Genomic DNA, 12,373 nt, shown 5'->3' on the forward strand with positions numbered 1-12,373 from the left:
TTCCGACCTGGAGGACTTGGCGCGGGGAGCGGCATGTGCCGGCAACCCGAGTGTGGGGCGACTGGTTGTGCGGCGACCACCACCCCATCGCATACCGCCGCCGGGTCCTACGCCGGTCGCGACGGCATCGACCCCGACAGCCGACGCTGTGCTATGTGGATGGTTCAGCCGTTGATGCAGCCTGAGCCGGTCCGTGGGGGACGGTGGGTTGGAGCTCCACGGCGCAGTCGCCGCCGGTGGCGACTCCGGAGCCGGGGTTCCACGGCCGCAGCGACACAGACCCCGGGCAGGACAGCTGCGTAGGAGCAGGAGGTCGACCATGCCGATGTCGCCGTCCAGCTCCGGGGCTCGCTCAGGCGGTGGATGTTGTCGGCGAAGCCGACGTAGTGCGCGGTGATGGAGTGTATCGAGTTGGTGCCTGACACCGATCGACAAGGAGTGCGTCAGGCATCGGCGTTTCAGGATGCTTAAAGTGCGTAGCACTTCCCGCTATGTCAGCCTGGTTGTGAACGTTCTTTTCCATCGGGCATGCAAGGAGCGCCATGAGCGGGAACGCGCCAATGCCGGACGAGTCGGGCCGGAACCGCCCGGACAAGGCACAGGACGAAGGACAGAAGCACCGGAGCGAACCCGAGGGCAAGAAGCAGCCGTCCAAGCGGCCTCCGGACCGACGTCCGACAGCAGGACTCGAACTCGACACGGACAACGACCGCGAAGGCATCCCCCAAGAGCCGGAATTCTAGGACTTCCGCCTTGGTGCGGGTCACAGTCGTGTGATTCCGAGCGCACCTGGTCGATCGGTCAGGGGGGCGTCTCGCTGGGGCCACCGCAGTTCGGCGGCGCGACGCAATCCGCTGCTGAGCCCACCGAGGACCTGCTCGGCAACGACACGATCAGAGCCTCAGCGCACGACCGAGGAGACGGCTATGGGGCAACACGGCGGACACGTGGTGATCTTTCCGAGCTGGGTTCCCCAGAAGACCATCATCGACATCATGTGGGACGATGCCAAGCTCTCCACTCCCCGGCCAAGAGACAGGTGGGATGGAGAACTCGCGTTGCTCGCGGGAACGTTCAGCACCAGGGGAGAATGGGAGTGGGACGCAGCGGGGCAGAAGTTGGGTTTGTGGGTTCCCGTACCGGGCGGCGATGGCCATCGGCGCTTGGTCGCAACCCTCGATCAATTCACGTTTCCGCCCAGAGGGATGACGGGAACGGGCAATCTGATGCCTGGTCTTGCACCGGTTGCCGGCGACCTGACAATGGCCTGGCAAGGAGACCCGGCTTAGTAGCGGAAGTGCGGCGCGCGCGCCTACTGAAGGAAGCCCGTCATGGCCGAGTTGACAGCGTCCCGGCCATGCCACTCCCGCCCGCTACGGCGATGACGCGATCACCGCAATGCAGAAGGCGGGACCGGACGGCTCGCGCCGTCCCACGAGCAGCGCGGCGAGCTGGCGCATCGTCAAGTGCGTGCGACGGTACACCGCGGCCTGTAGGGCCCGGTCCTCCAGAAACAGGCTCCACGGCCGACCTTGCGGACCGCATCAGCACCCGCACGCCACAGCACCGTCACCAGCTTCCCGTAGACACGTGGGCTCAGCCAGGTGAACGGCGCTGTCCAGGACGGCTCCGACGCCGTGATCACACCAGCCGCGCCGCGATCATCGCACCGGGCCGGCGTGCCCCGTCATCAAGCCTCGACGCCTCAGCGGAACTCCTGGACCACCTGGATCTCACCGACAATGTGGGCGTTGAAGTCGTCCAGCTCTTCGGCCGGAACCCAGAGCTCGAGGATCGTCTGCCCGCCTGCCTGCTGGATGGGATACCGGCTCAAGAACACCGACTCGACCTCAAAACGAGTGACGAACCCGGCGCCATCGTGCTTCACGTTCCAGTCCCGCGCGATCCTGACCGCGTAGTCCTCGTTGAGGACCGGGTAGAAGATCGGCTGCTCGGGCAGCCGGGGCGGCCAGGCACGCCAGTTCAGCTCGCGAACCAGATCCAGCTCCTTGGGGCCGGTAGGGCGCCACAGGGTCGTCGTTGCTTGCTGGCTGGTCATCTGCATCGCTCTCTGAACGTAGGCCGCCGGTACGACGGGTCGAGGGACCGGACGATACCCGCACCGCGAACTCAGCAGCCACGCAGTTTTCGCACCTTGACCAGCAGTTTCGGGACAGCCTTCAGTCAGCGGCAGCGACACTTTCTTGAGCGTGCTCGTCGCAGGAGGGGGGCGGGTCAGTCAGCCGACCACACGTAATGCCTTTTCCGTCGGGCGTCCACGCAAGAATGGTGCCGCCGCGTCGGCGTGCGCCTGCTCAGCCTGCACTGCAGCGACGACAGCGACACGTCGGCCCGCAGATGTGATCTCCGGTGCTGAGTGTCAGATACCGGTTGCCCGGGCCGAGCGCAGTTGAGTGCGCAGGGCAGGCACTCGACCACACTCTTCAGCTCCGGCCAGGCCCTCGCCCAGGGCCAGGAGTGACAGGAGTTGCACCGGACGACCGGCTGTGGCCGCAGCCTCCAGTTTGTGGTGGCCGTCGAGGAGGAAGTGCGTGAGACCCAGTGCCGGGAGTGGTCAGCCCCTAGACCGGCGGATGGCTCGCACACGTCCAGCGTTGAGACCGCCACAGCCGTCGGGACCGCTCCCCGGCCCATGAGCTCGACGTACTCCTCGACACGCTCCCTCACGTTCCACGTCGGGGGGACCATGGGCACAACGAACTCATAGAGGTGAGCGGAGGCATCGACCGCGGTCTCGAAGGTCCGGTAGTACGGCGTATGCGGATACTCCGGCAGGCCCCAGAACTGGTCGAGCCCCCACGTGGCCACCTGCTCACCGCTGAAGTAGTCGCCTTCGTTGCCGGGGATGACCAGACGAGGCTCCACCCGCAGCAGCAACGGAAGGTACTCTCCCTCCGGCAGCAACGCACCGAACGCATCGACCACGCCACCGTCACCCGGATCAGCCAGCGTCCCGGTGAGCTGCTCCTGCACGCCCACCAACGACAACGTCTGCTTCCCGGTCTCCAACCGGCGGAACAGCAACGGGCACGTTCCACACCAGAAGCTGAGCTCGAACGCAGGGTCCCCGTCGACTACAAGCAACCTACGACCCGGCGCGCCCCCACTCTCCCGTCGTTCTGCCTCGAAGTGCAACCGCGCCTCGGGGACCGGGACGCCGAGCCTGCGCGGCTCACCCACTTTGATCATCACAGAGCGACCGTATGGGACTCCGCGATTCGGCACCACCGACTACTGAGCGCGCATCTGGCCGGTCGGTGCACCTATGGAAGTTCGATCAGGGCGGCGGCCTTACGGCGCCGCCGCTCAGGCAACCCGGCCCTACTGCCGACCCCGGATGTCATACCCATTCGCTGTCATAGGAGCCCGCAGACGAAGCATCGCGGAGGCATCATGCACAGCTCTACGCAGGTTCGTGAGCACTGAATGCCGCTCGGCACGGACGGTCATCTCGGCATTGCGCAGTGCGTCACCCTCGCTGACGCCGCTGATCTGGACATCATCCTGACCCGTGTGCAGCTGTACTGACTCACGCAGCGCGGAGCCCGGCTGGCCCGCTGCAGCTGGTCGGCGGGTAAGTAACCGGCGCCGTGCCTGGGCGTTGTGCGCAGGATCCTCGAGAGTCGGGAGCCCTGGACATCCCCGTGCCGTGGTCCAGGGCTCCTGTATGTCGGGGCGGCTCTTGTCGGGGTTGTCAGGCAGGCAAAGTTCTCGGACTCGGGCGTCAGTATGGGATCCGGCCAGCAGGCCACTGGTAGCCCTCCGGCAGCTCAGTTCCCTTGCTATCGATGACCGTGTAGTCGACGATCACCTTCGCGGGATCGCCGCCCTCGAAGATCCAGACGACCAGACGGTGCTTGACCGCAACCACCGTGAATTGGGGATCCGACACCTCATCAGCAGGCACAACGGTGAACTCGTCACCGGGTTTCAACCAGAAGACGTCACAGTACGGTTCGATGAAGAGGCAGAGGAAGTCCTCGCCACCGTTCTGCACGGGGAGCCTGTTCACTGACGCCGTCCCGGTGGCCGCTGCAGTAGAGGATCACCAGGATAGCGACCGGCAACCAAAGGTAGGGGTTCTTCTCCCGGCCGGAGGGGTCGGGGCTGGTGAAGCGGCCGATGTTGGGGTCGCAGTAGCGGGCGGCATAGTGCGGTGGAGGCCGGGCGGGTCCTGGAAGCACCTGCGTGGCAACACCCGGCGCTGTTGCACGGCGACGCCTGCGTCAAGGTTGGCTTTTGCGTGTGGTCTTGAGAAAGAAGTAGCCGGCAGTCCATGTGATGACAACGATCGCAAGGAGAGCCCATCCTCCGGTGTTCCCCATGGCAATGAGCACCACGGAGAGGATAATTCCGAGAAGCGTGAAGAAAGAGCCAATAGCAAAATAGCGCTTTACTCCGGCTTCCTGTTCGAGGGTCCATCCCAGACGACTCATCGTAGTCCTCTCCAGAGCTATGGGGGGTGGGAGGATCGGAGAGGACCCTCCCACCCGCAATTCCTCTATCCGCCGACTGTGTTGGAAACAAACGTGCTGGCGCCCCAAGAGCCTGCAAAGCAGACTGCTTGGCCCGCCACTGCCGATGCGCCGGCCGTGGGAATAGCTCCACCCAACATGATGCTCTCGCACACGGCCAGAACGGCGGCGCCTGCCACGAACCCTGCGACGTCGCCCCAGAGCGCCCGAGTGTCCCCCTCAACCAGGTGGCTTACGCCTTGAATTGCGTCACCTACCATGCCCAGGGCGTCCCACGCTGCGAGCCCTGTCGGGTCGATGCGGTTGACGGGGTCGCCTTCGGCGTAGAGGTAGGGGTTCTTCTCCTGGCCGGAGGGGTCCGGGCTGGTGAAGCGGCCGATGTTGGGGTCGTAGTAGCGGGCCGCGTAGTGGTAGAGGCCGGTCGGGTCCTGGAAACCGCCCGCGAACCGGTACGGCTGGGGGACGCTTTCAGTCGTGGTGGCGAGGATGCGGACGCCGCGGGGACTGTAGGCGTACGAGTTCACCTTGGCGCCGGTGTCGTCGGCGAGCGCGACGACGGAGCCGAGCGCGTCGGTGAGGTAGTAGTACGTCTTGCCCCCGGTCGTCATGGAGTTGAGGGTGCCCCCGGGTTCCCGGTTGAATCCCATGTCCACTCCGGCCGTCGACTTGGCGGAGAGCCCGAGCGGTCCGTTGTGGAAGAACGTGTCACCGAGCTTGATGCGCTCGCTCTGGTCGGTGGAGCCGTACTGGCCGGCGTACGTCGTGCCGCCGACGGTGATCGAGGTCAACTGCGAGTAGTCCGACCACTTCTCAGCCGTGCGGATGGACTCGGGGGTGGGAGCGCCGGCGGTTTCGTTGCCGAGTTTGTCGTAGGACCAGCCGCTCGTGTCGCCGTTCTTCGCGGTGACCTGCTGGGCGTCGTTGATGGTGTAGGTGGTACCGCGCGGGCAGCCGGGGTCGGTGCCCTGGGAGGTGAGGTTGCCCGCCATGTCGTAGCAGTACTGCCAGGAGGAGGTGAGCGTGCTGCCCTTCTCCTCCTTCGCGTACGAAAAACGGCCGGCACTGTCGTAGGTGTAGCTGGTCTTCAGCCCCGCGGCGGCATCGGTCTTGGTGCGGATCTTGCCGCCGTCCTTGCCCGCGTTGGCATAGGAGTAGGAGAGGTCGACCAGGGTGCCCTTCGGCGAGGTTGCCTTGATCTTCTCCGGGCGGCCCGACTTGTCCGGCGTCACCTCGTGGACCGTGCCGCCGGGGTAGGTCGTCTTGGTGCGGACGTCGTTGTTGTTGTAGGTGTACGTGGTCTTCTTGCCCGTCGGGTCCTTGAACTCCTTGAGCCGGTTGACCTCGTTCCAGGTGTAGTCGGTGACTCCGGCCGGATCCTGGTAGGTGTCGACATTGCCCGCCGGGGTGTAGGTCAGTTTGGTCTGCGACCCGTTCTGCAGGGTGCGGATGGTCTCGCGGGACAGCGGATCGAAGTCGTACGTGATGACGCCCGAGCGGTCGGATCGCTGCTTGAGGTTGCCGTCGCCGTCGTAGGAGTAGATGACGGTCGCGTAGCCGGACGTGTCGACCTTGGTGACCCGGTCGCGGTGGTCGTACTCGTACAGGGTGGTGACCCCGCGGCCGTCCTTGACGGTCTTCGGGCGGCCGAGGTCGTCGTAGGTGTAGGTCGTCTGCCCGAGGGGCGCGGGCGGGGTGACCTTGTCGAGGTTGCCCTTGGGGTCGTAGTGGAACGACGTGGAGACCGACTTGGTCGAGCTCATCTTCGTCGTGGCCTTGCACCGCTGGCCCTCGAAGCCTCCGCAGGTGGGGCTGGAGGTGTTGTAGTCGTACGTCTCCGAGCCGCCGCCCGTGCCGGTGACCGCCACCGACTTGGTGTTGCCGGCGTCGTCGTAGGTGTAGTCGGTCTTCTCGTTGTCCGCGGTCGTCATCGAACCGGGCAGGTCCGCGCCGGACTTGGTCTGGTAGCCGGTGAGCGACGACGTCGCGCCGGTGGGCAGCTTGGCGGAGGTCGGGTTGTTGCGGCCGTCCCAGCCGTAGGTGGTCACATTGCCACCCGTCCCGCCCGTCCCCATGGCGTCGGTGGCGGTCTGGACGTTGTTGTTGGCGTCGAACGTCTTCGACCGCGAGTGCCCGAGTGCGTCGGTCACCTTGCCGACCTTGCCGTTGCCGTCGTGCTCGTACTTCGTGGCGTGCTGCTCCGGGTCGGTGACCGTCGTCGTTCCCGCTGCTGACGGCGTGCCGGCGGAGTAGCCATAGGTGTAGGTCGGGCCGGTGTGGCCGGATCCGTCGAAGTCTGTCGCGCGGAGCATGGACGTGACGCGGTTCTGGTCGTCGTAGGTGAAGGTGGTGACACGCCCCTCGGGCGTGGTGATCTTCACGACGCGGCCGTCCGTGTCGTATCCGAACGTGGTGGCCTTGCCCTCGGTGTCGGTCGTCCGGGCCAGGTTGCCGTCAGGGTCAAGGTCGTACACCGCGGTGCGGCCGGTGTGGTCCTTGGCCTGCCACTGATTCGGGTAGGTCTTGAGCAGGTCGATCCATCGGCCCGAGCGGGTCTCCGTGAGTTTGAAGCCCTTGTGCTCACTGCCGTCGTCGTGCTGCTCGACGGTGATGGTGCCCTTGTTGCGATCGGTCACCTTCGTCAGCGTCCCGTTCGCGTCGTAGGTGTCCTTCACGCCCGACTTGCGGCTGGTCAGGGTGTACGTGCCGTCGGCGTTCTTCTTCAGGTCCTTCGAGTAGCCCTTGGGTGTGGCGAAGGTGCCGTCAGCGTTCTCGGTGAAGCGGACCGCGTCGCCGCTCGCGTCGTAGACGACCACCTCGGAGTCGAAGACCTGGAGATACCGCTCGTACTCCTGCCACCAGCGCTGCGAGACCTTGCCCCACGGGGCGTCCAGCGAGTTGTACGTACGCGCGAGGCGCAGCTTCTGGCCCACACCCGCGACCTCGAAATCGGTCCCTGCGAGCATCAGGTTGCCGTTCGACAGGTTGATTCGCGCGACGAGTGAGTCGGTGATGCGGAAGTCGGAGATCTGATGCCACGGCACCGACCCCTGCCCCTCGGGCACATAGACCAGGGTGCCGGACGTTGCTGACCGGGCCCTACCGGATGGAACGTCACCGGTACGGGCGCGCTCCTTCTGCGCCGCCCGCCACGCCGCCTCCTCCTTCGACGGAGCCGCCTCCGCCTCGCCCGGTACGGGCTTGGTGGAGCCCACCTTCACCGGCGGCCGGGTGAGCGGTGCCGCCTTCTTTCCCCAAACCGATCCCGCGCCCGGATCGGCAGGCGGCGGTGTCGGCGCGGCGAACGCCGGAAGCGCCGAGGCCCCCAGCGCGAGCACAGCAACGGCCGCTGTCAATGAGTGTCTTGCAGACATACGGGCACGCCGGAACGGCGTGCCGGAAGCACGCGAAACCATGCACTTCCCCCCACAGGAAGAGAAACCACAGCGGCCCCCACGGCCACTGGAGTCGCACACGCTGTCACAGCGGCTTCACGACCGGTATGGGTTTCCCACGATCCTTTCGAACATGCGGGCGAGTTTGCGACGACCTTGCGGGGAGCCCACGGCTTCGAAGTTGCCGTACGGCAATAGTTATCGACCGGCGTCGGGCACAGCACCCGTCCTGGAGATGGCCGGAAAGAATCGCTCTCGTGGTGAAGCGATGTGGCCAAGATGTGGCTGGGGAGCAACCGCAGCCCCACGACCAATCGCGGTCCGGGGCCAGCAGGTTCGGCGCGGGGCGGTGTTCTCCAGGTGACCCGGAGCCAGTGTCAATGTGCCGTCGAACTCGTGGACAAAGCCAGAGGTGCACCCGAGCCAACAGCGCCCCGAGGGGCAAGGAGGGCTAGGGTCCAGAGCGTGATGCACTTGCATGGCATTGGTTCAACAACCCCACGCAGGCAGCCGATCTGAGCCCTCCTCACTTGATCAGAGCCTGAGCGCGCAGGCACTTGGCTCTCCGGATCTCTCCCAGGACCTCAGACACGGGGACGGGGCCGCTGCGCCCAGGGCGGGCATCGCGCAGGTAGTGCATGGCGGTTCGCGCGGACATCCCGACGCCCGCCTGCGAGACGACGACGCCACCTGACAGGAACCCGGCCTTGAAAACGCGATTGCCGACCACCGGGGCACGCTGACACCATTGTCGGCGTGATCACAGCTGAGACACCGGACTGCCTGATCGTGTCCGGGATGCCGGGGGCCGGGAAATCGACGGTGACCCGGCTCGTCGCCGAGCGGCTGGCGCGCTCCGCTCGGCTCGACGGCGATGAGCTCAACGGGATGATTGTCAACGGCTTCGTCTGGGCCCTTGGCGAGCCCGCTGACGAAGCGGCACGGCAAGTGGAGCTGTTGCACCGGAATCTGTGCGCGCTGGCGAACAACTTCGCAGACGCCGGCTTCGCGCCGCTGATCGACGCGGTCATCCCCTCCCGCGAGAAGTTGGACTTCTTCCTCGATCTCCTCCCGGCCCGGCAGGTCTTGTTCGTCGTTCTCGCACCGGGCATCGAGGTGTGTCAGTACCGCAATACCATCCGTGATCCGCGTGACCGGTTCGACTTCGACGGCTATGAAGGTCTCGACGCCGACATGAAGCGCGAGCTCGGCGATGTCGGCTGGTGGTTCGACACCGCGGCCCTTACTCCCGAGGAGACCGTTGATCGCGTCGTCCGAGAAGCTCGCCATCGCGCCCTGGTGAATTGACAACCCATCCCCAAGACCCTGCGCAGTCGCGGCAGCTCGTTCGCCAGGGGAGAGCACTGGGAGGGAACAGTCACGTGTCGGTGCTGGGGCTGGACCTGCACGGCGACGGCCAACGGACAATGGCGCGCACATCGGTGGAGTTCCGCTTCGATGGAGCCCTTCCGGTGGGGTCCACGCCTTGGTCACGCCGGCAATGTCCCGCGCAGCGGGGTGAGGTGCGCGGACCTGGACCTACCGGAGCGCCTGTTCGCCTGGGCGAATTCCGTCATCGCCGAGATGCCGCACGACGGCGGGGCGCGTTGCTGCGCCTGACGCCCGCCGCGAACGCCTCCGGGGACTTCGCGAGCTCGCTGCCCGGTGACGCGCCACCGGCGCGGTTCGCGGTGCATCGCGAGGGGTGGCTCGGCGCACATCGCCGCATGCGGGGCTGATGATCAGATTGGACAACCCGTCGGTTTATGAACACGATGAGCGCGCAAGATCGCGGCTTCACGGGGGGCACATGGCTCATGCCGCGAAATGGCCCTCCGCGCAGGTCGCTTCGTCCCCATTTCAGGCATGGAGAGACTCGCCATGAGCTTCGGCGACCCCAACAACCCCTACAACCAGCAGCCTCCGCAGGGCCAGCCCGGCTATCCGCCGCAGGGACCGCAGGACGCGTCCCCGCAGTACGGCTATCCGCAGCAGGCACCGCAGGGGGTTCCGCCGCAGTACGGCTACCCGCAGCAGGCGCCGCAGCCGTACGGGGCGTACCCGCCCCCCGGAATGCCCAGCATGCCGGGAGCGGGGATGCCACCGCTGGCCCACTGGGGGCACCGCGTCGGCGCGTACCTGCTCGACGCACTGATCATCGTGGGCCCGATGTACGCCCTGGGGTTCATCGATCTGGCCTCCAGCGACGACCCGGCGAACGCCGGCCCGGGGCCCTTCTTCGCCATTGGCCTCGTCTACGCCATCGGCATGGGCTTCTTCCAGCTGTTCAAGGAGGGCAAGACCGGTCAGACGATCGGCAAGAAGGTCCTCGGCATCAGCCTGCTCCGGGAGGCCGACGGCAGCACCCTCGGCTTCGGCATGGCGTTCGTGCGCAAGCTCGCGCACTTCCTGGACAGCATCGCCTGCTACCTCGGCTGGCTGTGGCCGCTGTGGGACGCCAAGAAGCAGACCTTCGCCGACAAGGTGTGCAACACGGTGGTCGTCAAGGTCCCCAAGGGCTGAGCCACCGACCGATGTCGGCCGGGACGGCCGCACCAGGCCGTCCCGACCGGCAGCACAACGACACGATCTCCGCGCCGCCACCCCGGCACCACATCTTGCTGCCGCCGTCGGCGCGTCGGCGCCTGCCCGCAGGAAGCCTCCGGGGCGAGCGCTCACTCCGCCCGCATGGGCGCACGATCGGGCGGCCGCGCACGTGAGTGGTCGGACCGCCGCCCTGATCGAGTGGCGCAGGTCGGTGTTTGTGCGCCGCACTCGTAGACGTGGCACCGCACTTGCTGCCGTACGGGAACGAGCGCCACGCCGTCGGGCACCGGACCGCGGTCCGGCCGGGGTGCGTCGCGGACCCGAGCCCGGTCGCGATCAGCGCCAGTTGAGTGTGGCGCTCCCCCGCCAAGTGCGAGATCCGCGGCTCGATGTCCTGCGAGCGCCCAGCGCGAACAGCAGCCCCTCGTCACAAAATCCGCCCTCGGGCCACGAGACCATTCGTCATCGGCGACTCCGCCAGAGCCACCGCCGCCGGCTCGGAGCGTCCGTGGTCGACAGACAAGGCGACACGGCGATATGGGATGCGTCGTCGAGGAGTGCGGGCTGGGCGAGACCCCGGGACCAGGCGGGTTCAATGCTCCAGTCCACGCCGCAGGCATGGCCGGACGAACCCGGTCCAGGCCGCGCATCTGCCCGGACTCATCAACGGCAGCCGGTTCCGGTCGGCGCTGGCCCCGAGACACCCGCTTCGCCCCGTCCCGGCCCGTACGCAGCCGCTGAGCGCCCGCCCACTCCGAACCGTGTTGGATAGAATCTTCTCGACATACCCGTCATAACGGTCACACCACGTATCTCCGGTAAACGACAGGATCGCGGCCCTCCCCAGCGTTGCCCCAGGAGGCAGTCGAAGATCCAGAAGCGGTGCGATGAGGGATGATTCTGGCAGTCCTGTTTGCCCTCTTGTCTGCGGTCAGCAACGCCCTGGGCACCGTGCTGCAGCGGCGCGCGGTGCTGAACGTGCCCGAATCCCCCGCGAAGCGGTTCGGCCTGGTCCGGAGCCTGCTGCACAATCCGGCCTGGTTCGGCGGAATCCTCGGTGTGGTGTTCGCTGCGCTCTTCCAGGCGCTGGCCCTGGCGTCGGGGTCCCTGGCCGCCATCCAGCCGATCTTCATCCTGGAACTGCCGCTTGCCCTCCTGATCGGCAGCGCCGTGTTCCGTGTCCGAATCTCACGGACGGCGTGGCTGTGCGTGGTGTTCATCTTCGCGGGACTGGCTCTCAGCCTCTTCTCCACGGCGCCCAGCGGCGGGCGTTCCCAGGTTCCCGGAGTCCTGTGGGTACCCGCCCTCGCCGCCACCGGCGGGATGGCGGCACTCCTCGTCGTGACGGGGCTGCGGCGCCCGCACGGCCTGGCCCGTGCGGCGTGCCTGGCCGCCGCGGCCGCCATCGGCAACGCCGTCACAGCCGCGCTGGTCAAGTCGGCCATGACCATCCTGTCCGAAGAGGGAGCCACCGGCTTCTTCCTGGCGTGGCAGACCTACAGCTTCGCGATCGTGGGCTCGGCGTCCGTCTTCCTGCTCGGATACGCACTGCAGGCAGGCCCGCTCATCGCTTCGCAGCCCGCCCTCACTCTGGGTGATGCGGTGGTGAGCTTCGCCCTCGGGGTGACGCTCTACGCGGAGTCTGTGCGTCAGGGGCTGTGGCTCGTGCCGGCCCTGTTCGGCGCCGCCCTGCTGTCCTACGGCGTCTTCACCCTGTCGCGCACCCGGTGCCTCGAAGAATGCGTGACGCCGGGCGCCGAGCACCAACAGGACCAGCACTCCACTGCCACAACCACATGACGGGACGACGTCAACGGCCCACGCGACGCACGGCCCGATCTGTCCCGCAGTGCCTGGCCGAAGGCACATCCCCTGCGCGGCGCGGGCAGCTGGACCGAACAGACCGCCGCCGAGCGCTACTACCGGGATGCCCGCTCC

Annotated in this window: 10 protein-coding genes and 1 pseudogene; 5 read left to right on the top strand and 6 right to left on the bottom strand. The window is 66.8% G+C overall.

Features of this window, described 5'->3' with window-relative positions:
- Positions 1–542 precede the first annotated feature (542 nt).
- Together RPQ07_RS01505 and RPQ07_RS01510 are read left to right on the top strand one after the other, a co-directional pair.
- On the top strand, positions 543–743 hold the full coding sequence (locus tag RPQ07_RS01505) for a hypothetical protein (RefSeq protein WP_313942132.1): 201 nt from the start codon (positions 543–545) through the stop codon (positions 741–743).
- Positions 744–926: 183 nt separating this feature from the next.
- Complete coding sequence (locus RPQ07_RS01510; RefSeq protein ID WP_313942133.1) at positions 927–1,289, top strand: hypothetical protein; 363 nt, start codon at positions 927–929, stop codon at positions 1,287–1,289.
- A gap of 150 nt (positions 1,290–1,439) precedes the next feature.
- On the opposite strand, the pseudogene RPQ07_RS01515 reads toward RPQ07_RS01510, so the two are convergent.
- From RPQ07_RS01515 to RPQ07_RS01540, 6 genes and pseudogenes are all read right to left on the bottom strand, one after another.
- Positions 1,440–1,645: pseudogene (locus RPQ07_RS01515) on the bottom strand (IS5/IS1182 family transposase); the annotation flags it as partial.
- 60 nt (positions 1,646–1,705) lie between these two features.
- Positions 1,706–2,059: a hypothetical protein gene (locus RPQ07_RS01520; RefSeq protein WP_075032794.1), complete on the bottom strand. Its 354-nt coding sequence runs from the start codon at positions 2,057–2,059 to the stop codon at positions 1,706–1,708.
- 176 nt (positions 2,060–2,235) lie between these two features.
- Positions 2,236–3,213, bottom strand: coding sequence for a hypothetical protein (locus RPQ07_RS01525; protein WP_313942134.1), 978 nt, complete (start codon positions 3,211–3,213; stop codon positions 2,236–2,238).
- Positions 3,214–3,745: 532 nt separating this feature from the next.
- Positions 3,746–4,033, bottom strand: a complete 288-nt coding sequence (locus RPQ07_RS01530) for a hypothetical protein (RefSeq protein ID WP_313942135.1) — start codon at positions 4,031–4,033, stop codon at positions 3,746–3,748.
- A gap of 214 nt (positions 4,034–4,247) precedes the next feature.
- Positions 4,248–4,457, bottom strand: a complete 210-nt coding sequence (locus RPQ07_RS01535; protein WP_313942136.1) for a hypothetical protein — start codon at positions 4,455–4,457, stop codon at positions 4,248–4,250.
- A gap of 65 nt (positions 4,458–4,522) precedes the next feature.
- Positions 4,523–7,849, bottom strand: coding sequence for an RHS repeat-associated core domain-containing protein (locus tag RPQ07_RS01540; RefSeq protein WP_413777689.1), 3,327 nt, complete (start codon positions 7,847–7,849; stop codon positions 4,523–4,525).
- Positions 7,850–8,644: 795 nt separating this feature from the next.
- Between RPQ07_RS01540 and RPQ07_RS01545 the strand changes: the two genes are divergently transcribed.
- The 3 genes from RPQ07_RS01545 (at position 8,645) to RPQ07_RS01555 (ending at position 12,235) form a co-directional block, all read left to right on the top strand.
- Positions 8,645–9,196: an AAA family ATPase gene (locus RPQ07_RS01545; RefSeq protein ID WP_313942138.1), complete on the top strand. Its 552-nt coding sequence runs from the start codon at positions 8,645–8,647 to the stop codon at positions 9,194–9,196.
- A 573-nt stretch (positions 9,197–9,769) separates the two neighbouring features.
- Complete coding sequence (locus tag RPQ07_RS01550) at positions 9,770–10,411, top strand: RDD family protein (RefSeq protein WP_313948744.1); 642 nt, start codon at positions 9,770–9,772, stop codon at positions 10,409–10,411.
- A 918-nt stretch (positions 10,412–11,329) separates the two neighbouring features.
- On the top strand, positions 11,330–12,235 hold the full coding sequence (locus tag RPQ07_RS01555; RefSeq protein ID WP_313942139.1) for a DMT family transporter: 906 nt from the start codon (positions 11,330–11,332) through the stop codon (positions 12,233–12,235).
- Positions 12,236–12,373 lie beyond the last annotated feature (138 nt).

This window comes from Streptomyces sp. AM8-1-1 (assembly GCF_032229325.1).
Lineage (GTDB): Bacteria > Actinomycetota > Actinomycetes > Streptomycetales > Streptomycetaceae > Streptomyces > Streptomyces achmelvichensis.

What these genes read in the sequence shown, in the direction of transcription:
- RPQ07_RS01550 (WP_313948744.1), top strand. Translation starts at nt 9,770, where the DNA reads ATGAGCTTCGGCGACCCCAACAACCCCTACAACCAGCAGCCTCCGCAG.
- RPQ07_RS01555 (WP_313942139.1), top strand. Translation starts at nt 11,330, where the DNA reads ATGATTCTGGCAGTCCTGTTTGCCCTCTTGTCTGCGGTCAGCAACGCC.
- RPQ07_RS01510 (WP_313942133.1), top strand. Translation starts at nt 927, where the DNA reads ATGGGGCAACACGGCGGACACGTGGTGATCTTTCCGAGCTGGGTTCCC.
- RPQ07_RS01520 (WP_075032794.1), bottom strand. Translation starts at nt 2,059, where the DNA reads ATGACCAGCCAGCAAGCAACGACGACCCTGTGGCGCCCTACCGGCCCC.
- RPQ07_RS01505 (WP_313942132.1), top strand. Translation starts at nt 543, where the DNA reads ATGAGCGGGAACGCGCCAATGCCGGACGAGTCGGGCCGGAACCGCCCG.
- RPQ07_RS01535 (WP_313942136.1), bottom strand. Translation starts at nt 4,457, where the DNA reads ATGAGTCGTCTGGGATGGACCCTCGAACAGGAAGCCGGAGTAAAGCGC.